This is a genomic window from Antarcticirhabdus aurantiaca, assembly GCF_009765365.1.
Taxonomy (GTDB): domain Bacteria; phylum Pseudomonadota; class Alphaproteobacteria; order Rhizobiales; family Rhizobiaceae; genus Antarcticirhabdus; species Antarcticirhabdus aurantiaca.
The window spans coordinates 248188-271790 of sequence record NZ_VTOM01000005.1 but is presented as its reverse complement, the minus strand read 5'-3'; the positions used below and the strand labels follow the sequence as shown (position 1 = coordinate 271790).

General features: G+C 70.6%; 19 protein-coding genes. 11 read left to right on the top strand and 8 right to left on the bottom strand.

The genetic code is table 11. From position 1 onward, the window contains the following. Positions 1-24: 24 nt before the first annotated feature. Both xseA and FZN60_RS08260 read left to right on the top strand, forming a co-directional pair. Positions 25-1641, top strand: a complete 1617-nt coding sequence (gene xseA, locus FZN60_RS08265) for an exodeoxyribonuclease VII large subunit (RefSeq protein ID WP_158872989.1) — start codon at positions 25-27, stop codon at positions 1639-1641. After that, entirely contained in the window at positions 1641-3356 is a 1716-nt protein-coding gene (locus tag FZN60_RS08260) for an acetate--CoA ligase (RefSeq protein ID WP_158872988.1), read from the top strand. The genes xseA and FZN60_RS08260 overlap by 1 nt, the downstream gene beginning before the upstream one ends. Here the strand turns inward: FZN60_RS08260 and FZN60_RS08255 are convergent. The 4 genes from FZN60_RS08255 to FZN60_RS08240 form a co-directional block, all read right to left on the bottom strand. After that, on the bottom strand, positions 3319-4593 hold the full coding sequence (locus FZN60_RS08255; RefSeq protein WP_158872987.1) for a GNAT family N-acetyltransferase: 1275 nt from the start codon (positions 4591-4593) through the stop codon (positions 3319-3321). The genes FZN60_RS08260 and FZN60_RS08255 overlap by 38 nt on opposite strands. Positions 4594-4699: 106 nt before the next feature. Next, a complete protein-coding gene (locus FZN60_RS08250; protein ID WP_158872986.1) occupies positions 4700-5248 on the bottom strand; it encodes a DUF924 family protein in 549 nt (182 codons plus the stop codon). Positions 5249-5356: 108 nt separating this feature from the next. Beyond that, positions 5357-6460 carry a CobW family GTP-binding protein gene (locus FZN60_RS08245; protein WP_158872985.1) on the bottom strand — a complete coding sequence of 368 codons (1104 nt, stop codon included), beginning with the start codon at positions 6458-6460 and terminating at the stop codon, positions 5357-5359. Then, on the bottom strand, positions 6457-7677 hold the full coding sequence (locus FZN60_RS08240; RefSeq protein ID WP_246726650.1) for a D-alanyl-D-alanine carboxypeptidase family protein: 1221 nt from the start codon (positions 7675-7677) through the stop codon (positions 6457-6459). Before FZN60_RS08240 ends, FZN60_RS08245 begins: the two co-directional genes overlap by 4 nt. 171 nt (positions 7678-7848) lie before the next feature. On the opposite strand from FZN60_RS08240, the gene FZN60_RS08235 reads away from it, so the two are divergent. The 6 genes from FZN60_RS08235 to FZN60_RS08210 all read left to right on the top strand — a co-directional run bounded on the left by FZN60_RS08235 (position 7849) and on the right by FZN60_RS08210 (position 15705). Beyond that, positions 7849-9021 (top strand): M20 aminoacylase family protein, encoded by a 1173-nt coding sequence (locus FZN60_RS08235; RefSeq protein WP_158872983.1) that lies wholly within the window; start codon positions 7849-7851, stop codon positions 9019-9021. Positions 9022-9160: 139 nt separating this feature from the next. Next, complete coding sequence (locus tag FZN60_RS08230) at positions 9161-12631, top strand: helicase-related protein (protein ID WP_158872982.1); 3471 nt, start codon at positions 9161-9163, stop codon at positions 12629-12631. Between the two features lie 15 nt (positions 12632-12646). Then, complete coding sequence (locus tag FZN60_RS08225; protein WP_369413033.1) at positions 12647-13012, top strand: RNA-binding S4 domain-containing protein; 366 nt, start codon at positions 12647-12649, stop codon at positions 13010-13012. A 206-nt stretch (positions 13013-13218) separates the two neighbouring features. Next, positions 13219-13557, top strand: a complete 339-nt coding sequence (fdxA, locus tag FZN60_RS08220; RefSeq protein ID WP_158872981.1) for a ferredoxin FdxA — start codon at positions 13219-13221, stop codon at positions 13555-13557. 386 nt (positions 13558-13943) lie between these two features. After that, positions 13944-14540 (top strand): CarD family transcriptional regulator, encoded by a 597-nt coding sequence (locus tag FZN60_RS08215; RefSeq protein ID WP_158872980.1) that lies wholly within the window; start codon positions 13944-13946, stop codon positions 14538-14540. 298 nt (positions 14541-14838) lie between these two features. Further along, positions 14839-15705 (top strand): RNA polymerase factor sigma-32, encoded by an 867-nt coding sequence (locus FZN60_RS08210; protein WP_158872979.1) that lies wholly within the window; start codon positions 14839-14841, stop codon positions 15703-15705. Between the two features lie 88 nt (positions 15706-15793). Here FZN60_RS08210 and FZN60_RS08205 read toward each other — a convergent pair whose 3' ends face one another. Further along, positions 15794-16690 carry a LysR substrate-binding domain-containing protein gene (locus FZN60_RS08205; RefSeq protein ID WP_158872977.1) on the bottom strand — a complete coding sequence of 299 codons (897 nt, stop codon included), beginning with the start codon at positions 16688-16690 and terminating at the stop codon, positions 15794-15796. Between the two features lie 105 nt (positions 16691-16795). Between FZN60_RS08205 and FZN60_RS08200 the strand changes: the two genes are divergently transcribed. The 3 genes from FZN60_RS08200 to kdsA all read left to right on the top strand — a co-directional run bounded on the left by FZN60_RS08200 (position 16796) and on the right by kdsA (position 19088). Beyond that, complete coding sequence (locus tag FZN60_RS08200; protein ID WP_158872975.1) at positions 16796-17002, top strand: hypothetical protein; 207 nt, start codon at positions 16796-16798, stop codon at positions 17000-17002. Between the two features lie 20 nt (positions 17003-17022). Beyond that, positions 17023-18189 (top strand): NAD(P)/FAD-dependent oxidoreductase, encoded by a 1167-nt coding sequence (locus FZN60_RS08195; protein ID WP_199266516.1) that lies wholly within the window; start codon positions 17023-17025, stop codon positions 18187-18189. A 65-nt stretch (positions 18190-18254) separates the two neighbouring features. Then, on the top strand, positions 18255-19088 hold the full coding sequence (kdsA, locus tag FZN60_RS08190) for a 3-deoxy-8-phosphooctulonate synthase (RefSeq protein ID WP_158872974.1): 834 nt from the start codon (positions 18255-18257) through the stop codon (positions 19086-19088). Between the two features lie 240 nt (positions 19089-19328). Here kdsA and FZN60_RS08185 read toward each other — a convergent pair whose 3' ends face one another. From FZN60_RS08185 to mmsA, 3 genes are all read right to left on the bottom strand, one after another. Further along, positions 19329-20711, bottom strand: coding sequence for a deoxyribodipyrimidine photo-lyase (locus FZN60_RS08185; protein WP_246726649.1), 1383 nt, complete (start codon positions 20709-20711; stop codon positions 19329-19331). A 109-nt stretch (positions 20712-20820) separates the two neighbouring features. Further along, a complete protein-coding gene (gene mmsB / locus FZN60_RS08180) occupies positions 20821-22044 on the bottom strand; it encodes a multiple monosaccharide ABC transporter permease (protein ID WP_158872972.1) in 1224 nt (407 codons plus the stop codon). Beyond that, complete coding sequence (gene mmsA / locus FZN60_RS08175) at positions 22041-23576, bottom strand: multiple monosaccharide ABC transporter ATP-binding protein (RefSeq protein WP_158872970.1); 1536 nt, start codon at positions 23574-23576, stop codon at positions 22041-22043. Before mmsA ends, mmsB begins: the two co-directional genes overlap by 4 nt. Between the last annotated feature and the right edge of the window lie 27 nt (positions 23577-23603).

Here is a 23603-nt window from a genome sequence, read left to right as displayed (position 1 = left end):
TGTTTGTTCTCGTGAGATGCGCCGATGAGCCAAGCCATCGACCTCGACCTCCTGCCGGAACCCACGACAAACGTCGCGGAATATTCCGTGTCGGAGATATCCGGCGCGCTGAAGCGCACGGTGGAGGAAACCTTCGGCCACGTGCGGGTGCGCGGCGAGATCTCCGGCTATCGTGGGCCGCACTCCTCCGGCCACGCCTACTTCGCGCTGAAGGACGACAAGGCGCGCATCGACGCCGTGGTCTGGCGCACCTCCTTCGCCAAGCTGGCCTTCCGCCCGGAAGAAGGGCTGGAGGTCGTCGCGACCGGCCGCCTCACCACCTTTCCCGGCTCCTCCAAGTACCAGATCGTCATCGAGGACCTGAAGCCGGCCGGCGCGGGCGCGCTGATGGCGCTCCTCAACGAGCGGCGCGTGCGGTTGGAAGCGGAAGGGCTCTTCGCGGCCGAGCGCAAGAAGCCCCTGCCCTTCCTGCCGCAGGTGATCGGCATCGTCACCTCGCCGACCGGCGCGGTCATCCGCGACATCTGCCACCGCATCGCCGACCGGTTCCCGCTCCGCCTGCTGGTCTGGCCGGTGCGCGTCCAGGGCGACACCTGTCCGGCCGAGGTCGCGGCGGCCATCAAGGGCTTCAACGCGCTGGAGCCGGGCGGCGCGATCCCGCGGCCGGACCTCATCATCGTCGCGCGCGGCGGCGGAAGCCTCGAAGACCTCTGGGGCTTCAACGACGAGGCGGTGGTGCGCGCCGCGGCCGGCAGCCTCATCCCGCTGATCTCCGCCGTCGGCCACGAGACCGACTGGACGCTGATCGACCACGCCGCCGACCGCCGCGCCCCGACGCCGACGGGCGCGGCCGAGATGGCGGTGCCGGTGCGCGCCGAGCTCCACGCCGCTCTCGCCTCGCTTCATGCCCGCCACGGCCAGTCGGTCACGCGCCGGATCGACGCGGAAAGGCGGCACGTCACCTCGCTCGCCCGCGCCCTTCCCTCCGTCGACATGCTGCTCGCGCTTCCGCGACGCCGGGTCGACGAGGCCGAGACGGGCCTCGGCCGGGCGCTGCGGCTGAGCCTGTCCGAGAACCGCCGTCGCTTCGGCGAGGCGGCATCACCCTTGTCGCCGAACGCCCTCGACGGCCTCGTGCGCGACAAGCGCGCGGACCTGCGCCACGCCGAAGGCGTTCTCGGCCACGCGCTCTCGCGCGGCCTCGCCGCCAAGCGCCAGCGCTTCGACCGCGCTTCCCTCAGCCTCCAGCCGCGCGCCATGTCGGCCCGCTCAGACGCGCATCGCCAGCGTCTCGTCGATCTCGGCCGACGCCTGCCGCGCGCCCAGCGCTTCGGCCTGGAGCGCCTGCGAACCGGCCTCGACGCGCAGTGGCGCGTCGCACTCAGCCTGAACCCGGACAATGTTTTGTCGCGCGGCTACGCGATCCTGCGCCGGCCGGGCGCGGGGCCGGACGGGCAGCCGATCACCAGCGCGAGCGAATTGCCGATGGGCGCGGAATTCGTGGTGCAGCTCGCCGACGGCCTGCGCGGCGCCGTGTCGACCGGCACCGAGAACGCGGGCGCGGCCCGAACGAAGCGCGCGCGCCGGGCGGCCGCGCACGAGGCGACGACGCCGGCGAAACAGGGTCTTCTGTTCGAGTGATGGACGGCACCACTCCCCTGTCGCCCGGCGACGCGATCTATGCCGCAAGGCGAGCCGCCTTCCGCTGGGACCTGCCGGCGCGCTGCAACATCGCCGAGGCCTGCCTCGGCCCGTGGCTCGCCGCCGAGCCGGAGCGCATCTGCCTGATCGAGGACCGCGGCGCGGGGCTGAGCCCGGTCGAGACCAGCTATGCCGCGCTGGCGGATCGCGCGGCGCGCTTTGCCGCCGTCCTGTCGGATCTCGGCGTTTCGCGCGGCGACTTCGTCGGCATCGTCCTGCCCCAGAGCGTCGAGACGGCCGCCGCCCACCTCGCGGCCTACCGGCTGGGCGCCGTCGCCGTGCCGCTGGCGCTCCGGTTCGGGCCGGAAGCGCTCGGCTTCCGCCTCGCCCGCGCGGGCGTCTCGGCGCTCGTCACCAACGCGGAAGGGCTGGACACGCTGCGCGCGCTCGCCGAGCCGTTGCCGGCGCTGCGGCGCGTTCTGTCGGTGTCCGGTCCGGCGGAGGGCGCGCTCGACCTCGCACGTCTCGCCGCCGAGGCCGATCCGGCGCGGACGCCGACGGCCGAGACCGGGCCGGGCGATCCGGCGCTCCTGATCTTCACCTCCGGCACCACGGGCAATCCGAAGGGCGCCCTTCACGGCCACCGCGTCCTTGCCGGCCACCTGTCCGGCTTCGTGATGGCGCACGAGGACCTGCCCCAGCCCGGCGACGCGATGTGGACGCCGGCCGACTGGGCCTGGGCGGGCGGCCTCCTCAACGCGCTCCTGCCCTCGCTGCACTTCGGCGTGCCGGTGGTCTTCTCGGCCGCCCGCTTCTCGGGCGCGGAGGCCCTGGCGCTGATGGCGCGGCGGGGCGTGCGCAACGCCTTCCTGCCGGCGACGGCGCTGCGTCTGATGCGGAGCGCCGCGTCGGACCTGGAGCGCGCGCCCGCCGACCTGTCGCTTCGCACGATCCTGTCGGCCGGCGAAACCCTGCCCGCGGCGACGCATGCCTGGGCGCGCGCCTTCTTCGGGTGCCCCGTCAACGAGGCCTTCGGCCAGACCGAGTGCAACCTCGTTCTCGCCTCGGCGGAAGGCTGGGGCGTGTCGAAGCCGGGCTCGATCGGCCGGGCGGTTCCCGGCCACCGCGTCGCGATCCTCGATCCGGACGGGCGCGAGGCGGCGCCGGGAACGCCCGGCGAGATCGCCGTCGCCGCGCCCGATCCCGTGATGTTTCTCGGCTATCTCGGCGACCCCGCGGCGACGCGGGCGAAGATGCGCGGCGATTGGCTGATGACCGGCGACCAGGGCGTGATGGACACCGAGGGCTTCGTGTCCTTCGTGGGGCGCGACGACGACATCATCACCTCGGCCGGCTATCGGATCGGGCCGGGGGAGGTCGAGAACTGCCTTCTCACCCACCCCGCCTGCGCGCTCGTCGCGGTGGTCGGCAAGCCCGACCCCGTGCGCACCGAGATCGTGAAGGCCTATGTCGTGCCGGCGGACGGAGTCAGAGCCGACGAAGCGCTCGCCGAGGCGCTGAAGCGCCACGTGCGCGAGCGCCTCTCGCCGCACGAATATCCGCGCGAGATCGGTTTCGTCGACGAGATGCCGCTGACGACCTCCGGCAAGATCATGCGCCGCGTCTTCCGCGACATGGCCAGGACCGAGGCCGAGGCCGAAGCCGAACCTCGTTCGCTCAGCGCCGGAAAAGGCCCGCCAGCCGCTCGCGCATGAGGCGCACGGCGTTGCGCGAGCGCGACGCGGTCTGGAGCGCGCGGGCGACCTGCGAGACGCGCGCTTCGCCGCCCGGCCGCAGCGACAAAACCAGCGTGCCGATGCTCGTGCGCTCCGGCCAGAGCCGGTTGACGAGGAGGCTGTCGGGCATGGCGCAGGAATCGACGCGGGTGATGGCGGGATCGGCGAGGAACTGGCGCGTCGCCTCGGCCACGACCTGGAAGCCGGGAGAGGCCTTCGCGAAGGCCTCGTCATAGGCGATCTTCCACAGGACCGCCTCGCCGTCGATCACGAAGCAGACGAGGCTCGCCGCGAGCCGGCCGCCGGCGCGAAGCTCCAGGATGCGCGCCCGGCCCTTCTCGGCCATGAGGTTCACCGCCTCGCGCGCGAAGGCCGAGCGGTAGCGGTCCATCACGAGGGCCGAGCGCTCCCGGCCCTTCCAGCCGCTGGCCTCGAGAACGAGGAACTCCTCGAAGGCGAGGCGGACGGTTTCCGGCTCCGCCGCGGTGACGCTGCGCACCGGCCCGCCGAGCCGTTCGAGGACGCGCGCCATTCTTGCCAGCTCGCGTCGGCGCTTCGGCGTCATGGCCGGCGGCCGGGCGCGGCTCAGCACCGCGCGCTCGAAGACGTTGGTCGTCTCGGCGGCGAGCCCGCGCCGCGACGCCACACCGCGGATCCAGCCGGCGGCGGCACCGTCGAGGCGAACCTCCGGCAGGACGAGGACGTCGGGAAGGCCGAGCTCGGGCTTGGCGAGCCCGACCACGAGATCGGCGAGCGTGCCGGCGGGATCGTCGCTGTCGAGAAGGGGCGTGCCGAGGCGGCCGAAGGGATGGGCGAAGGCGCGGATCACCGGCGCGCCGCCGAACAGGCCGGGCTTCTCCACCGTGAAGGGGAGAAGGACGCGCAGGCGCGAGCGGGTGGCGGTCTCGTCGCGCACCAGCATCAGCCGCACCCGGCGGTCGTCGAGCCGGGGCATCGCCGGCACGAGGAATTGCGGGGCGAAGAAGACGTTCTGGTCGACGGCGCGGGCGGTGAGGAAGTCGAGCTCGTCGATGAGGCCGAATGCGGCCATCGGCTCGTGGACAGTCAGGCGCCGCCGCGTGCCGCTTTCGGGCGCGCGCAGGAAGACGTCGAGGACGGGCCGGGTCGGGATGGCGGGCGCGTCGAAGGTCGGCTGAAGCGGGGGAACCGTCGATCCGGAGATCGTGTGATCGTCCCGCAGCAGCCTCGCGCTCATGGTCATCCGTCTCCCTCGCCGCCGGGCCGGCAGCGCGCCGGCCGCTCGGCCGTCGGGGGAAACCTACCGGCGCCACGTTAAGAAAATCGCGCCGACCGCTCGCCGATCACCCGGCGAAACCGCCGGATTCGAGAAAGGCCGCTTCCTCCGGCGTCGTCGGCCGATCCAGGATGGCGTTGCGGTGGGGAAAGCGGCCGAAGCGGGCGACGATCTCGCGGTGCTCCTCGGCAAAGGGCACGTTGTCGGGGCCGATCCGCGTCATCCAGAGGCAGCAGGCCTCCTGGTCGGCCAGGTCCTCCGAATGCATCAGCGGCATGGCGAGGAACTGGTTGAGGTCCTCGCCGACCGTTTCGTGATCGCCGCGCTCCAGCGCCATCTGGCCGATGCGCAGGGCTTCGGCGTCGGTCGCGTACATGCGCGGGCTGTCGCGGAACATGTTGCGCGGGAACTGGTCGAAGAGGAGGACGAGGGCGAGCGCCCCGGTCGGGTCCTCCTCCCAGGCGGCGAACTCGCCGAGCGCGGCGCGCTCGTAGATGTCCTGGAAGCGCGCGCGGACCGTTTCGTCGAAGGCCTCGTCCTTCGTGAACCACTTCTCGGGCCCCGCCTCGCGCCAGAAGTCGACGATGGTCTGGGGATCGACGGAGTAATCGCTCATCGGTCTCTCGCGGGTCTCGAACGGGCCGTTCCCGCCGCGGGGTGCGGCGCAGCATTTCGCAGATAGGAGCCCGGAGGCGGCAAATGAAGTGCGCCGCGCCCTCGCGCGTCAGCGGAAGGTGAAGTTCGGCACCGCGAGGGGATTGTGCTCGACGGCCGCCCGGTCCGGCGCATCGACGCGCGGCACCCCGGCGAAGGCGGCGAAGAGGTCGCGGATCACCCGCTCGTCGAGCCCCTCGCCGATCGCGACGAAGCGCGAGCCGGCGCCCCCGAGGGAGCCCTCGAGGCGTTGCGGCCCGTCCAGGCGGCCGGCGACGGCGTGCAGCACGAGCGGCCGCTCCGGTTCGCCCTGTAGATCCACCACCGCCTTGAAGCGCAGGAGCCGGGACCCGAGCAGGGCGACGAGGCTTTCCGCGAAACCATAGGCCGCGCCGGGGGCGAGCGGCACGTCCCAGCGGATCGAAACGGAGGACAGCGACGTACCGCCATGAGCATGGGAGTGATGGTGGGAATGGCCGTGGTGATGTGCGTGATCGTGATGGTCGCCCGGTTCCACGGCGGCGAGATGCCGGGCGAAGGTCGGCCCGCGCCGGCCGGGCGCCGGGATCAGCACCGCCGCGCCCGCCTCTCCGGCCGCGGCATCGAGAACCGGCGCCTCGGGATTGAGCGCGCGCAGGGCGACGAGGCTGGCGGCGCGCGCCTCGGGTTCGGCGGCGTCGCCCTTGGTCAGGACCACGAGGTCGGCGAGCGCCGCCTGGCGGCGCGATTCCTCGTGCGCGGCGAGCGAGGCCGCGCCGTTCACCGCGTCGAGGACGCAGATCACGCTGTCCAGGCGATAGGCCGCGGCGAGCCGCGGGTCGGCCATCAGCGCGGCGACGACGGGCGCGGGGTCCGCGAGGCCCGAGGTCTCGATCACGAGGCGGTCGAGCCGGCGCGTGCTGCCGGCCTGCATGGCTGCGGCGAGGTCGAGGAGGGTGTCCACCAGTTCGCCGCGCACCGCGCAGCAGAGGCAGCCGCCGGCGAGCTCGATGACGCCGCTGCCGGCCGTCGCGGCGATCAGCGCGGCATCGATGCCGACGTCGCCGAACTCGTTGACGACGACGCCCGTGCCCGACAGCGCCGGCTCGGCGAGCAGGCGGTTGAGGAGCGTCGTCTTGCCCGCTCCGAGAAAGCCCGTCAGGACCGAGACCGGGACCGGTTCGGATCGGCTCACGGCTGGGCGGCCGGGGCGGGCTCGGCGGAGACGACCCGCCCTCGCGCCGGCGCGTCGCCGATGGCGCCCTCGTCCGCGGCGGCGGCGGGCGGCACCGCGGTCGGCACCGGCGGCCAGGTCGGGCGCGGCGTCGGCAGCGGAATGCCGTAGGCGGGGATCAGCGTGACGCCCGGCTTGATGTCGCCGAAGCCGGCCGCGCCGCCGAGCCCGACCTGCACCACCTGGGGCGCGCGCGTCGTCTTGCGCACGAGCGGCGTGAGATAGGGGGTGTCGGGCGTCTTGTCGGCGAGCTTCTGCTCGTTGGCGCGGGCGGTGCGCGCTTCCTTCGAGCAGATCTCCTTCGACACGTCGGCCGGCGGCCCGCTGGAGGCCGGCAGCGAGGCGAGAAGCGGCGCCTCCTCCGGGACGGACTGGGCGAAGCCCTTTTCCAGGAGCTCGGCCGTTTCCTTGGCGCGCTGGATGACGCTGTTGGCGCCCAGCACCACGGCCACCAGGGTGCGTCCGTCGCGCGTCGCCGTCGTCACGACGTTGAAGCCCGAGGCGCAGATGTAGCCCGTCTTCATCCCGTCCGTGCCGGGATAGCGGCCGAGAAGGTCGTTGTGGTTGGGGATGGTGTCGGTGCCCGTGAAGAGGGCCTCGATCCGGAACAGGTCGCTCTCGCTCGGGAAGTCGCGGCGCAGGGCGACGGCGAGGAGCGCGAGGTCCTTGGCGCTGGAGAACTGGCCCGGAGCCGGCAGGCCGTGCGGATTGACGAAGTGGCTGTCCTTCATGCCGAGCCGGGCGGCGGTGTCGTTCATGCGCTCGATGAAGCGGCCGAACGCTTCGCGGTCGCGCCCGCCCAGCGCCTGCGCGATGGCGACGGAAACGTCGTTGGCCGATTTGACCATGATCATGCGCAGCGCGTTGTCGAGGCGCATCACCGAGCCCGGCTCGTAGCCCATCTTGCTCGGCGGCTCGTCGGCGGCGCGGCGCGTCATCACCACCGGCGTGTCGGCGGCGGCCTCGCCGTTGCGGATCATCTCCAGCGCGACGTAGGTCGTCATCAGCTTGGTGGTGGAGGCCGGGTACCAGCGGTGGGTCGCGTCCTTCTGCGCCAGCACCGCGCCGGTGCCGACGTCGACGAGGATCGCCGTTTCCGCACGGGCAGGCAGCGCCGTGCCGGCCAGTGCGAGGCCGAGAACCAGGGATGCGGTGCGGGTGAGCAGGCCTGCGGTCAAAGTCCGTCTCCTCGGAAGGGCGGTGATGGCGGCGCCCTCCCCTCGTGTTCGCGCGATCGCGCGCGATCGTGACATCAAGGAATCCAGCGCCCCTAGCTCGCGCCTGTGTCGCTGTCGTGGCATGGTCCGGGCAAAATGCAAACTGCTCCCGTTGCGTGTCCGGAAAACAACATGCCCGTCAACCCAAGTCTCGCCGAAACAAGCCACGAGATCGCCGAGTGGCGCCGCCACCTCCACGCCCATCCCGAACTGCTCTACGACGTCGAGAACACCGCCGCCTTCGTGGCGGAGAAGCTCGCCGCCTTCGGCTGCGACGCGGTGGCGACCGGCATCGGGCGCACGGGCGTCGTCGGGCTGATCCACGGCCGCTCGGGCCCGGGCGGGCGGATGGTCGGCCTTCGCGCCGACATGGACGCCCTGCCGATCGTCGAGGAAACGGGCGCGCCCTACGCGTCCCGCCGGCGCGGCGTCATGCATGCCTGCGGCCATGACGGGCACACCGCCATGCTTCTGGGCGCGGCGCGCGGGCTCTGCCAGTCGCGCGGCTTTTCCGGTTCGGTGGCGGTGATCTTCCAGCCGGCCGAGGAAGGGGGCGCGGGCGCCAAGGCGATGATCGAGGACGAGCTCTTCGAGCGCTTCCCCTGCGACCGCGTCTTCGGCCTCCACAATCTTCCCGGCGTTCCCGTCGGCGCCTTTGCCCTCCGCCCGGGCCCGATCATGGCGGCGACCGACGAGTTCGTGATCACGATCCGTGGGCGCGGCGGCCACGCGGCGATCCCGCAGCAGACCGTCGACCCCGTGCTCGCGGCCGCCGCGCTGACCCAGTCGCTGCAGCAGGTCGTCTCGCGCAATGCCGACCCGCTCGACAACGTCGTCGTGTCGGTCACCCAGATCCATGCCGGACAGGCCCACAACGTCATTCCCGAGGAGGCCGTCGTGTCCGGAACGGTGCGCACCCTGCGGGCCGAGACGCGCAACATGGCGGAGAAGCGGCTCTCCGAGATCGCGGCCGGCATCGCCCGCGCCCACGGCGCCCAGGCCGAATGCGTCTACCGCCGCAACTATCCCGTGACCGTCAACGACGGCGCCTCCGCGCAGCTCTGCGCCCGCGTCGCGGCGGAGATCGTCGGGTCGGACCGCGTCGAGATCGCGGCGCCCCCGCTGATGGGCGGCGAGGACTTCTCCTACATGCTGCAGGCCAAGCCCGGCGCCTTCGTCTTCATCGGCAACGGCGACAGCGCCGGCCTCCACCATCCGCGCTTCGATTTCGCCGACGAAGCCATCCCCTTCGGCACGAGCTACTGGCTGCGCCTCGCCGAGGTCGCGCTGGAGGAAGCCGCCTAGCCGGCGTCGCCGGGCCGGGCTCCGTGCGCCGGATGCCGGCCCTGCTGGCGCCGGCGCACGGTTTTCCCCGTCAATTGCGCCGCCGAATGGCCGGCCGGGCTTTTCCCGGGGCCGCAACCGTCCCACATGAAGGGAAGGCATGACCGCACCCTTTACCCCGCCGCCGGCGCAGGCGCCCTCCGTCCGTTTCGACGGCACCAACGTGACCGCGGTTCTCGGGCCGACGAACACGGGCAAGACCTTCTATGCCATCGAGCGGATGGTCGCCCATTCCTCCGGCACGATCGGCCTGCCGCTGCGGCTGCTGGCGCGGGAAGTCTACACCCGCGTCTGCGAGCGGGTGGGCGCGTCCGCCGTCTCGCTGATCACCGGCGAGGAGAAGATCAAGCCGCCCAATGCGCGCTATCACGTGTGCACCGTCGAGGCGATGCCGCGCGATCCAGGCACCGCCTTCGTCGCCATCGACGAGGTGCAGCTCGCCGGCGACCTCGAGCGCGGCCACGTCTTCACCGACCGGATCCTCCACGCGAGGGGCTGGAACGAGACGCTGCTGCTGGGCTCCGGCACGATGACGGGCGTGCTGGCGCGGCTCCTCAAGGGCGTCAACACCGTCACCCGGCCGCGCCTGTCGAACCTCTTCTATGCCGGCTCGAAGAAGATCACCCGCCTGCCGCGGCGCACCGCCATCGTCGCCTTCTCGGCCGACGAGGTCTACGCCATCGCCGAGCTGATCCGCCGCCAGCGCGGCGGGGCGGCGGTGGTGCTGGGCGCGCTGTCGCCGCGCACCCGCAACTCCCAGGTCCAGCTCTACCAGAACGGCGAGGTCGACTTCCTCGTGGCGACGGACGCGATCGGCATGGGGCTCAACCTCGATGTCGACCACGTCGCCTTCGCGCAGGACTGGAAATATGACGGGTTCCAGTACCGCCAGCTGACGCCTTCCGAGTTCGGCCAGATCGCCGGCCGCGCCGGCCGGCACGTGCGCGACGGCACCTTCGGCGTGACCGGCAAGGTCGACCCGCTCCCCGACGAGCTCGTCGCGGCCCTCGAAGGCCACGAGTTCCAGCCGGTGAAGATGCTGCAGTGGCGCGCGCGCGACCTCGACTTCGCGAGCCTCGCCGCGCTCAAGCGCAGCCTCGACACGCTGCCGCCGAGCGCGGAGCTCACCCGCGCCCTTCCCGCCGTCGACCAGCGCGCGCTGGAGATCCTGTCGCGCGACCCCGACATCACCGACATCGCGGAAAGTTCGGGCGCCAAGGGCGTCGAGACGCTATGGGAGGCCTGCAAGCTTCCGGACTACCGGCGAATCGCTCCCGCGCAGCACGCCGAGATCATCGCCCAGGTCTTCCGGGATCTTGCCGCGCGCGGCCGCGTCGCCGAGGACTACATGGCCGCGCAGGTCCGCCGGGCCGACCGGATGGAAGGCGACATCGACGCGCTCTCCCAGCGCATCGCGGAAATCCGCACCTGGACGTACATTTCGCACCGTCCGGGCTGGCTGGCCGATCCGACACACTGGCAGGAAAAGACGCGGGACATCGAGGACCGACTTTCCGACGCTCTTCACGAACGGTTGACGAAACGCTTCGTAGATCGCAGGACAAGCGTCCTGTTGAAGCGGCTGAGAGAGAACGCGGTGATGGAAGCTGAGATCGGCAGCGACGGCGCGGTGACCGTTGAAGGCCACCCCGTCGGCGACCTGCAGGGGTTCAGGTTCACGCCCGACACCAAAAACGACGGACCGGACGGCAAAGCCGTTCGCGCCGCCGCCGGCAAAGCCCTGGCCGGCGAGTTCGAGAAGCGCGCCGAGCGCTTCGCCAACGCGCCCAACGGCGACATCGCGCTCGGTCAGGACGGCCTGCTTCGCTGGCTCGGCGCGCCGGTCGCCGTGCTGTCGTCGAGCGGCGACGCGCTCAAGCCCCGCCTCGTCCTTCTCGCGGACGAGCAGCTGACCGGCCCGGCGCGCGACAAGGTCGCGGCCCGGGCCGAGCGCTTCGTGACCTATCAGGTCTCGACGGTGCTCAAGCCCCTCGCCGACCTCCACGCGGCCGAGACCCTGGAGGGCGCGGCCCGCGGCATCGCCTATCGGCTCTACGAGAACTACGGCCTGATCCAGCGCCGCGAGGTCGCCGAGGAGGTGCGCGCGCTCGATCAGGAGGCCCGCGCGGCCCTGCGCCGGCTCGGCGTGCGCTTCGGCGCCTACCACATCTTCGTGCCGGCCCTCGTCAAGCCGGGCCCGGCCAACCTCCTGACGCTGCTTTGGGCGCTCGAGAAGGACGGCCGCGACAAGCCGGGCTTCGGCGAAGTGACGCAGTTGCTGGCCACCGGCCGCACCTCGGCCGTCGTGAACCCCGAATTCGACCCCGCCTTCTACGCGCTCGCCGGCTATCGCATCCTCGGGCGCCGCGCGGTGCGCGTCGACATCCTGGAGCGCCTCGCCGACCTCATCCGTCCGGCGCTCGCCTGGAAGCCGGGCACGGCGGCCAAGCGGCCCGAAGGCGGCTTCGACTCGAACCGCTTCCTCGTCACCCCGGCGATGATGTCAATCCTCGGCGCCACCGCCGACGACATGGACGAAGTGCTCAAGGGCCTCGGCTACCGGGCGCAGGGCGTGCCCGTGCCGGAGGTCGAGGCGACGCTGCGCCGCCTCGACGAGGAATCGGCCAAGGCGGCGGATGCCGCGAAGGCCGCCCAGACGCCGGCTCCGACCTCGGCTCCGGCTCCGGCCGAAGCCGCCGGCGACGAGGGCGCGGGCGCGGGCGAAGCGGAGGCTTCCGCGGCGCCGGTCGACGGCCTGGACGAGGCGGCCCGCACGGCAGCGGCCGCTCTCGGCGAATCGGATGCGGGCGAAGCGACGGGCGAGCCCGTGAGCGACGCGGAGCCGGCCGACGAACCCTCGGCGCAGGCGGAAGCCGCGGTCGAGCCGACCGCGGAGGAACCGGCGGTCGAGGAGGCGGTGGTGAGCGAGGCGCCGGTTGAAGCCGGCGAGCCCGCGAGCGCCGCCGACGCGGCCGAGCCCGCGCTCGACGCGGCTCCGGCGGCGGCCGAAGCGCCGGCAGCAGCGGCGCCCGCGGCCGAGGACGAGATCAAGCTCGTCCAGGTCTGGCGCCTCGCGCGCTTCGAGGGCCGCAACAATCGCGGTGGCGAGCGCGGCGGCGAGCGTCGCGGCGGCGGGCGTCGTCCTCAGCAGGCGGGCGCCGAAGGCGGTCAGAACCAGGGCCAGAACCGGCGCGGCAACAACCAGCCGGGCGCGGCGAGCGAGAACCAGAACCGCGGCAACGAGAACCGCCGGGACAACCGCTTCGGCGGGGGCGGCGGCGGCGGCGAGCGGCGCGGGCGCGAGGACGGCAACCGGCCGGATCGCGACAACCAGGGCCAGCGCTTCGGCAAGGGCGGCGGGCGTCCCGGCGGCGACGACCGGCGCGGCGGCGGTGGTAAGCCGGCTTTTGCGGGCGACGACCGGCGGCCGAACAAGGGCGGCAACGATCGCGATCGCGCGCCCAAGAGCTTCGACACGAGCCGCGGCCCGGACAAGAACAAGGGCGGCCGGATCGATCCCGACTCGCCCTTCGCCAAGCTCGCGGTGCTCAAGGACAAGCTCGGCAAGTAGCCGGAGGAGACGCGATTGGGCGAGAACGGCGGACAGCGCATCGACAAGTGGCTGTTCTTCGCACGCGTCGCCAAATCGCGCTCCCTCGCCCAGAAGATCGTCGCCTCCGGCGCCGTGCGGGTGAACCGCGAGAAGATCGCGAACGTCGCCCGCCTAGTTCGTCCCGGCGACGTTCTGACGCTCTCGCTGCACGGGCGCGTGCGCGTCCTGAAGGTCGTCGACGGGGGATCCCGCCGCGGTCCGGCGAGCGAGGCCGCCACCCTCTTCGAGGACCTCGCCCCGCCTCCCCCGCGCGATGGCCCGGAGACGATCGAGGGCGAGCCCGCGCTCGATGCCGCCGGAGATCTGGCCGACACCGAGGACGTCGACGGCGGGAAGTGAGGCGGCGCGGGATCCGGACCGCCGGCGCGCGGGACCCACGCAATATCATGCTCGACGCGAGCCCCAGCGCGACAGGCTTCTCCCTTGCAAGCCCCCTTGGCAGGGGCTAGTTGCGAGGCTCGGCCGGCTGTGTGCCGGCGCGCCGCAGTCTTTTACCCCGCACAGCTCGCCTCGCCCTGCGGGTCGCATCGTTCGAAGGACCCTCGATGACCTACGTCGTGACCGACAATTGCATCCGCTGCAAGTACATGGACTGCGTCGAGGTGTGCCCCGTCGACTGCTTCTACGAGGGCGAGAACATGCTCGTCATCCATCCCGACGAGTGCATCGACTGCGGCGTCTGCGAGCCGGAATGCCCCGCCGAGGCGATCAAGCCCGACACCGAGTCCGGCCTCGACAAGTGGCTGAAGCTGAACGCGGAATACGCCGACAAGTGGCCGAACATCACGGTCAAGCGCGATCCGCCGGACGACGCCAAGGAGCGCGACGGCGAGGACGGCAAGTTCGAGAAGTACTTCTCCGCGGAGCCCGGCGAGGGCGACTGATCCGTTAGAGCGGCGGGCTTTGCCCGCATCGAGCGCGCCGCGGCCCGCCGGATGGTGGGCCGCGCACGGCCGTTTGTCGCATTTCCTTGAACAATGCGGGAAAATGCGCTAAGGTGCAAAGACAGTCGCGCCGTGGCCGTCACGCAACAGCATCTCGCGCCCGCGGCATTTCCGAAAGGACGCTTCTCATCCGATTTGCCGCGACGATCTCCGCCCTCCCGGGTGGGGAGATGGCGTGCATTCGTATGGGCGGCGCTCGTCGTTCGGACAGCGTCTGGCATGGTGCGGCCGCCCGGCCGCGTCTCTCGCGAACGGCGGCGCGGCGCGCCGTGACCCGTGTCTAGCGGCGGAAGCGGCCGGACACAACAGGGAGTTTGAACAAGCGCATGAGCATTCAGAAGAAGGCCTCGCAGCGTCAGGGCTTCAAGACCGGCGAAAGCATCGTCTATCCCGCGCACGGGGTCGGACAGATCGTCGCCATCGAGGAGCAGGAAGTCGCGGGCATGAAGCTCGAACTCTTCGTGATCGACTTCGAAAAGGACAAGATGCGGCTGAAGGTGCCCGTCGCCAAGGCCGAGTCCGTGGGCATGCGCAAGCTGTCCGAAACCGATTTCGTCGAGCGTGCGCTGAAGGTCGTGCAGGGCCGCGCCCGCGTCAAGAAGACGATGTGGAGCCGCCGGGCCCAGGAATACGACGCCAAGATCAATTCCGGCGACCTCATCCAGATCGCCGAGGTGGTGCGCGACCTTTACCGCGCCGACTCGCAGCCCGAGCAGTCCTATTCCGAGCGCCAGCTCTACGAGGCGGCTCTGGGTCGCATGGCGCGCGAGCTCGCCGCGGTGAACGAGGTGTCGGAGACCGAGGCCGTCCGCCTCATCGAGGTCAACCTCAACAAGGGTCCGAAGCGCGGCGCCAAGGCCACCGAGATCGAGGACGGCGAGGACGCCGACGCCGAGGACGAGCAGGAAGATCAGGCCGCCTGATCAGCCCGCAGGGCTTCGGGTCGGGCGCACCCCGCTCCCATTTCAAGAGCCGGTCGGCACAGCCCGACCGGCTCTTTTCTTTTGCCCGCCTCCCTGTTAGCGTGTGCGAGACGGTGTGCGTGAGTCGTTTTCGCGCCGGTGCACCTTGTCCTTTTCCAGCCGCCTTCTAATTATTTCCGGAAAGTTTCACCTCGCGGGAACGTTCGGCTTTCAGCTGCGTTCGGCAGGAACCCAGCGCTCGCGTCACGGCGGGCGGTCGGGCTTGAAGAGCCCTCGTTCCTGACCGGAGGTCCGCCTCATGAAGTCCCAATCCGCCCGCCGCACCATGATCCGCGCGGCCATGGCCGCTCCTTACCTGGAGCGCGAGGAAGAGTACGAGCTTGCCGTCCGCTGGAAGGAGCAGCGCGACCAGGCGGCCCTCCACAAGATCACCTCGGCGCATATGCGCCTCGTCATCTCCATGGCGTCGAAGTTCCGGCATTTCGGCCTCGCCATGAACGACCTCATCCAGGAAGGCCATGTCGGCCTGCTCGAAGCCGCCGCCCGCTTCGAGCCCGAGCGTGAGGTCCGCTTCTCGACCTACGCCACCTGGTGGATCCGCGCCTCGATCCAGGACTACATCCTGCGCAACTGGTCGATCGTGCGCGGCGGCACCTCCTCGGCGCAGAAGGCGCTGTTCTTCAACCTGCGACGCCTGCGCGCCCGCTTGAGCCAGGGTGCCGACGGCGTCACCGGCAGCGCCATGTATCGCGAGATCGCCACCGCCCTGAAGGTTTCGGAAGGCGACGTCGCGCTGATGGACTCGCGCCTCTCCGGCCCCGACTCTTCGCTGAACGCGCCGCTGATCGAGGACGAGTCGGGTTCGGCCGACCGCCAGGACTTCCTGATCTGCGACGGTCCGCTGCCCGACGAGATGGTCTCCTCCTCGATCGACGACGAGCGCCGCGTCACCTGGCTGCACAACGCCCTCGACGTCCTGTCCGAGCGCGAGCTGAAGATCATCCGCGAGCGCCGCCTCCAGGACGAGGGCGCGACGCTCGAAGCGCTCGGCTCCAAGCTCGGCATCTCCAAGGAGCGCGTGCGCCAGATCGAGACCCGCGCCCTCGAGAAGCTGCGCACCGCCCTCCTCCAGACCAACAACGACCGCGCGGCCTATGTGAGCTGAGCCCCGGCGCATCGCCTCACGCCGGCTGAACCGGCACCATCTTCGAATACGACCGATGCGGGCGGCCCTGGTGCCGCCCCATTCGTTTTCAGGCCGCGTCCTGAGGAAAGTGCCCGACGAGCCAGTCGCGGAGGGCCCGGATCTTGGGGCTGTTGCGGCGGTTTCGGGGGTAGCAGAGGCGGTAGGCGAAGGCTTCGGTGCAAACGATGCCGAAGGGCTGGACGAGGCGGCCGGCCGCGATCTCCTCGCGATAGAAGAAGGGGGTCAGCACCGCGACGCCGTTGCCGGCGATGGCGGCAAGGCTTTCCAGGTGCTGCGTTCCCATGCCCCAGCCACGCTCGCGCTCCTTCGGTTGCCAGGGTACGCCGGCCGCTTCGAACCAGACGTCCCACCAAGAATCGCCGGGGCTGATCAGCGGGTAGCGCAGGATATCCGCCGGCGAGGCGAGGCCGCCCATCCGCTCGATCAGATCGGGGCTCATCATCGGTGTGAAGGCGGCGTCGAGGAGCTTGAAGCTGTCGAGTTCCGACACCTCGACGAAGCGGCCGCCGCGGATCGCGACGTCGACGCCGGCCGAATCGAAGCCGACGATATCCGTCGAGATGCCGAGGCGCACGGCGATGTCCGGATGCGCCATCTGGAACTCGCCGAGGTGGCGCGCCAGCCAGCCGGCGGCAAAGGTCGGAACCACGCTCATCGACAGGACGCCGACGGCATTGCCGCGCGCCGCGTCGAAGCCGGAGGCGATCAGGTCGAGCGCTTCGGTGCTGGGGCCCGACATGCGCTGCCCCGCATCCGATAAGGTGAGCTTGCGTTTGCCGCGCAGGAACAGGGGCGCGCCGACGCGCTCCTCCAGCACCTTGATCTGGTAGCTGACGGCCGCCTGCGTCATGCCAAGTTCGGCGGCGGCACGGGTGAAGCTCAGGTGGCGCGCCGCGGCCTCGAAGACGCGCACGGCCGACAAGGGCGGAAGATTGCGGCTCATCGCATAAGGCCTCCTTATGCACCCTGATCGAGAACCGCATGGATTGGCAAGAGCGCACATGGGACGCATCGGCCGCGCTTCACCATCCCGATCGGAGCCCGTCCCATGATCCCGCTGCGCCTTCTCTCCCCCCTCTGGGGCAACATCGCCGCGACCGTGCTTCTGGTCGCCTCCTACGCCGCTTGGCCTAGATCGGCAGTTGGACGCCGCGGCCGTCTCGACGAGGCGTGGATGCCGGACTGGCAGAAGCGCGATCTCGGCCTGGCGGACGGCCGCTCGCCGCGCCGAGCCGAGATCCATCGCGGCTGGTGACAGCGCCTCGCGGCGTCCTTATGGATTCTGGCAGTCCAGGAAACCGTCGACCAAGGAGTGGTCCCCTGCCCGATCTCGATGCCGTCGTCGTCGGCGCGGGCGTCGTCGGCCTCGCCGCCGCCAGGGCCCTGGCTCTGCGGGGCCACGAGACGATCGTTCTCGAACGACATCGTCGGTTCGGCGCCCAAACGAGCTCGCGTTCGTCGGAGGTGATCCATGCCGGCCTCTACTATCCGCAGGGCTCCTTGAAGGCTCGGGCCTGCGTCGAGGGGCGCGAGGCGCTGTACCGCTACTGCGAGGCGCGCGGCGTTCCCCATCGCCGGCTCGGCAAGCTCGTCACCGCGGCCGGACCGGCCCAGCTCGCCCGCCTCGACGCCATCGCCCAACGGGCCGCGGCGAACGGGGTGTCGGACCTCCGCCGGCTCGATGCCGGCGAGGTCGCCCGGCTGGAGCCGGAACTGCGCAGCGCCGGCGCGCTGCTGTCGCCCTCCACCGGAATCGTCGACAGCCACGCGCTGATGCAGGCCTATGACGCCGACCTGACCACGGCCGGCGGGCAGGTCGTCTACGGAACGGAAGTGCTGGGCATCGAGCGGGCGGGCCCGGAGGGCTTCCTCCTGCGCATCCGCGACGAGGCGGGCGTGTCGGAAGTGTCCGCCGCGCGGCTCGTCCTGGCGGCGGGCCTCGTCTCCAACGCGTTCGCCGAGGCGCTCGAGGCGATGGCGGAGCGTCCCTACCGCGCGCCGCGCACGCGCTTCGCCCGCGGGCGCTACATGGCGCTCGACGCTCGCGCGCCCTTCTCGCGCCTCGTCTATCCCGTGCCCGAGCCGGGCGGGCTCGGCATCCACCTGACGCTCGACATGGCGGGCCGCGCCCGCTTCGGGCCGGACGTCGAATGGATCGAGACGATCGACTACGGACTCGGCGCGCCGCCGACGGAGCGCTTCGAGGCGGCGATCCGCTCCTATTGGCCCGACCTGCCGGCCGGACGGCTGCGGCCGGACTATGCCGGCATCCGGCCGAAGATCGTCGGCCCCGGCGAGCCCGACGCGGATTTCGCGATCCATGGGCCTGCCGAGCACGGGCTGCCCGGCCTCGTCGCGCTCTTCGGCATCGAGTCGCCCGGGCTCACCGCTTCGCTGGCGCTCGCCGACCTCGTCGCCGCCCGGCTCGCCGAGGACCGCTGAGGCGGTCGAACCCGGCGCCACGGCGTGCTATGCCGCGGCCGAGAACCAGCCGCGGAGCCCCGTCCATGACCCAGCCCAATGCCGAAGTGCGCCTGCGCGGCGTTTCCTTCAGTCAGGCCCTGCCCTTCGCGCTCATCGCCGGCCCCTGCCAGATGGAGAGCCGCGACCACGCCCTGATGATCGCCGAGCGCATGAAGCGTCTCACCGCCGAGCTCGGGCTCGGCTACGTCTTCAAGGCGAGCTACGACAAGGCCAACCGCACCAGCATCTCGGGCCGGCGCGGCATCGGCATGGAGGCCGCCATGCCGGTCTTCGAGGAGATCCGGCGCGAGCTCGACCTGCCCGTCCTCACCGACATCCACACCGAGGAGCAGGCGCGCATCGCCGGCGAGACCTGCGACATCCTCCAGATCCCCGCCTTCCTGTGCCGCCAGACCGACCTCCTCGTCGCGGCGGCGGGGACGGGGCGCGTCGTCAACATCAAGAAGGGCCAGTTCCTCGCGCCCTGGGACATGAAGAACGTCCTCGCCAAGGTGACGGAGAGCGGCAATCCGAACGCGCTCCTCACCGAGCGCGGCGCTTCCTTCGGCTACAACACGCTCGTCTCGGACATGCGCTCGCTGCCGATCATGGCGAGCCTCGGCGCGCCGGTCGTCTTCGACGCGACGCATTCGGTGCAGCAGCCGGGCGGCCAGGGCTCCTCCTCGGGCGGCGAGCGGCGCTTCGTCGAGACGCTGGCGCGCGCGGCGGTCGCGGTCGGCGTCGCCGGCCTCTTCATCGAGACCCACGAGGACCCCGACAACGCGCCCTCGGACGGCCCGAACATGGTGCCGCTGGACGCCATGCCGGCCCTGCTCGGCCGGTTGAAGCGGCTGGACGAGGTGGCGAAGGGCGGCTGAGAGACCCGACCGGAGCCGGACGGAGCGCCTCCCCTCGCCCGCTTGCGGGAGAGGGTGGCACGAAGCGCCGGGTGAGGGTGTCGGCCGCGGGAGCGGCCCAACGAGGAACTTCGCGACCGCGATGCTCGCCTTCGGAACCCTTGGGCGAGCCAGGCGTCTCGCCCGCCCCTCGGGCCCCTCATCCCGCTGCCGCGACCTTCTCCCGCCGGCGGGAGAAGGGAGAAGCGTCGACGCCGTGCCTTACTCCTCCGCCTCGGCCAGCCGCTCCACCGTCTTCACGTAGGCGTCCGCGTCGAACTTCCTGAACGTGTTCGGCCCCATGGTCCTCACCGTGCCGAACACCGGCTGGCGGCCCCACGGGCGGTCGTGAAGGCCGAAGACCCAGGACACGTTGGTGAAGGAGTTGGCGTCGCGCCCGTCGATGAACCAGCGATTGTTCAGCGACAGGAGCGTCTCGAAGGCCTCCTCCGGCCCCTTCGACCAGTGCAGGACCTTCTTGCCCCAATACATGCGCAGGTGGTTGTGCATGTAGCCGGTGGCGCGCATCTCCAGCATGGCCGCGTTCCAGTAGCGGTCGTGCGTCTCGCCCGCCTCGAACTGCGCCTTTGTGTAGAGGTGCGGGCGCTCGTCGCCGGCGTGCGTCTCCAGCGTTTCGCGCGCCCATGCGGGCAGCGCGGCGTAGCTGTCGTAGCCTTCCGAGAAGAAGACGTGGTTCATCGCCAGCTCGCGGCGCACGATCAGCTCTTCCAGGAAGGCGGCGGTGTTGTCGCCGTTCTCTCCTGCCTTGCGCGCCGCGAGCGCGATCTCGGCGGGCGAGATCTGGCCGAAGTGGAGATAGGGGCTGAGGTGCGAGGCGACGCTGGCTTCCGGCTTGTTGCGCCCGTCGGAATAGGTCGGCAGCGCCTTGTCGAGGAAGGCTTTCAGGCGCTTGCGGGCGGCTCCTTCCCCGCCGGCGAAGCGGCGGATCGGTCCGACCGCCCTGTCGAGCTTCAGCCGGTCCAGGATCGCCGGGATCTTCGACAGGTCGAGCCGCTCCGGATGGCGCGGCAGCGCGAGGTCCGACAACGCGGCCTTCACCGTCACGGGCCCCGAGCGCAGCTCGGCGATGAACGCGTCGCGCAGCCGCACGATCTTCGGGCGCAGGGTGCGGGCGGCGTATTCGTGCTTGGCGGAGGCCGTCTCCACCGGCACCACGACGTCGCCCTCGACCTGAACGAGGCGGCAGTCGATGCGGCTCGCGAGCGTGTCCCGCCATTGCCGCTGAACCGCGAGATAGCCCCGGTCGCACACGGTCAGCGCCGCTTTGCCGGACAGTGCCAGCGCCAGGTCGTTCGGCGGGCTCTCGGCGATCAGAAACGGGATGCCGCGCGCGTCGAGGGCCGCCTCCACCTCCGCGAGGCCCTGCAGCATGAAGTCGTAGTGCCGGGCATTCGCTTCGGGAAAACCGGTGACGCCGAAGCAGACGAGGACGGGCAGGCCCAGCTCGTTGGCCTCGCGGACGGCGAGCTCCAGCGCCGGGTTGAAGCGGGCGCGCTGCGACTGCTGCATCCAGTAGAGGACGTAAGTGCCGTCCTCGCGCACGGGCGCGTCCTTGAGGGTCTGGATGCGCTGCGGCTCGATCACGGGGTGCGGCTCCGGCGAAGAGGGTCGACAGCCGGCATTCTAGGGCGCGCGAAAAGGCCGGCCGCCCTGGGAAGGACGGCCGGCCCGATGCTGCGACGAAAGGCGCGGTTCAGGCCTTGTTGCGGTTGTAGACGTCGAAGGACACGGCGGCGAGGAGCACGAGGCCCTTCACCAGCTGCTGGTAGTCGATTGAGAGCTGCATGGCGCTCTGCATGCCCATGTTCAGCGCGCCCATGATGAAGGCGCCGATGACGGCGCCCGTCACCTTGCCGACGCCGCCATAGGCCGAGGCGCCGCCGATGAAGCAGGCCGCGATGACGTCGAGTTCGAGGCCCGTTCCGTTCTTGGCGGTCGCCGAACCGACGCGGGCGAAGAAGACGAGGCCGGCGACGGCCGCGAGCACGCCCATGTTGACGAAGGCGAGGAAGACGATGCGCTCGGTCTTCACGCCCGAGAGCTTGGCCGCCTTCTCGTTGCCGCCGACGGCGTAGACGCGCCGGCCGATCGTCGTGCGGGTGGTGACGAAGGCGTAGATCGCGATCAGCACCGCCATCAGGATCAGGACGTTGGGCAGGCCGCGGTTGGTGGAGAGGAGGTAGCCCATGTAGAGGATGGCGAGCGTCACCAGCGCGACGCGGCCGTAGAAGAACCCCTGCGGCTCGTGAACCGTGCCGAGGTTCGCCTTGCGCGAGCGCTTGGCGAAGGCGAAGCCGGCGAAGGCGACGGCGACCACCACCGCGATGATCATGGTCGCCGAGTTGGCGAGGCCGAGAACCGGGAGGAAGTCCGGGATCGTGCCGGTGGACAGCGCGCGGAGCGAGGGCGGGATCGGCGAGATCGACGAGGACGATCCCAGCGTCATGAAGGTGAGGCCGCGGAAGACCAGCATGCCCGCCAGCGTCACGATGAAGGAGGGAATCCTGAGAAAGGCGACGAAGTAGCCCTGGATCGCTCCGATCGCCGCGCCGACGCCGAGGCAGATCACCACCGCGAGCGGAACGGGTATCCCGTAGAGCACCATCAGCACCGCGCCGACCGCGCCGATGAAGCCGACGAGCGAGCCGACCGACAGGTCGATGTGGCCGGTGATGATGATCAGCAGCATGCCGATCGCCATGATGATCACGTAGCTGTTCTGGAGGAACAGGTTGGTGAGGTTCGAGGCCGAAACGAAGGTCGGCCGGCCCGTCGCCCAGGAGTAGATCGCGAAGAACAGGATGATCGCGACCAGCGCGACGAGCATCCCGTATTCGCGCAGGTGACTCTTGAAGTAGTCGAGGCTGGCGCCGGCTTCCGAGCGGGAGCCTGCCTCGTCGATCGTCTTGATGCTCATGCAGCGGTCCTCCCGGCGGTGCGGATGATGGCGCGCATGATGCTTTCCTGCGTCGCCTCGCCCCGCGGCAACTCGGCCACGAAGCGCCCTTCGTTCATGACGTAGATCCGGTCGCACATGCCGAGGAGCTCGGGCATTTCCGACGAGATCATGAGAATGCCCTTACCCTCGCCGGCGAGCCGCTCGATGATGGAGTAGATCTCGAACTTGGCGCCGACGTCGATGCCGCGGGTCGGCTCGTCGAGGATCAGGAGCTCCGGGTCCGAGAACAGCCACTTCGACAGCACCACCTTCTGCTGGTTGCCGCCGGAGAGGTTCAGGGTCTTGTGGAAGATGTCGGAGGAGCGGATGCGCAGGTTCGACCGGTAGTCCTCGGCGACCTTGCGCTCGCGATCCTCGTCGATGACGCCGCCCTTGGCGATGCCGGGGAGGTTGGCCAGCGAGATGTTCTGACGGATGTCGTCGTCGAGAAGCAGGCCGTACTGCTTGCGGTCCTCGGTGACGTAGGCGAGGCCCGCGGCGATCGCCTTGGGGATCGTCGAGACGTCCACCGGCCGGCCGCCCATCAGCGCCTCGCCCGACACGTTGCGGCCGTAGGAGCGGCCGAAGACGCTCATGGCAAGCTCGGTCCGCCCCGCGCCCATGAGGCCGGCGATGCCGACGATCTCGCCGCGGCGCACGTTGAAGGACACGTCCTTCACGATCTGCCGCTGGGTGTTGAGGTGGTGGTAGGCGTTCCAGTTCTTCACCTCGAAGAGGACGTCGCCGATCTTCGGGTGGCGGGGCGGGTAGCGGTCGTCGAGCTGGCGGCCGACCATGTCGCGGATGATCTGATCCTCGCTCACGCCCGCCTTGCAGTCGAGCGTCGAGACGGTCGAGCCGTCGCGGATGACGGTGATCGAATCGGCGACGCGCGAGATCTCGTTCAGCTTGTGGCTGATCATGATCGAGGTCAGGCCCTGGCGCTTGAACTCCAGGAGGAGGTCGAGGAGCGCCTGGCTGTCGCGCTCGTTGAGACTGGCCGTCGGCTCGTCGAGGATGAGGAGGCGCACCTTCTTGGACAGCGCCTTGGCGATCTCGACGAGCTGCTGCTTGCCGACGCCCATGTCCTTGATGAGGGTGGTGGGCGGCTCGGACAGGCCGACCTGGCGGAGCAGCTCCTCGGCCCGGCGGAAGGACTCGTTCCAGTCGATGACGCCGCCGCGCGAGATCTCGTTGCCGAGGAAGATGTTCTCGGCGATCGACAGGAGCGGCACCAGCGCCAGCTCCTGGTGGATGATGATGATGCCGACGTGTTCCGAATCGCGAATGTCGCGGAAGGAGCGGACCTCGCCGTCATAGACGATGTCGCCTTCGTAGGAGCCGGCGGGATAAACGCCGGAGAGAACCTTCATCAGCGTCGACTTGCCGGCACCGTTCTCGCCGCAGATGGCGTGGATCTCGCCCTGCTCGACGGTGAGGTTGACGTTGTCGAGGGCCTTGACCCCCGGAAACGTCTTGGTGATGCCGCGCATCTCGAGGATCGGTGCCATGGCGCTCTCCCGAAGCTTGGGGCGGAC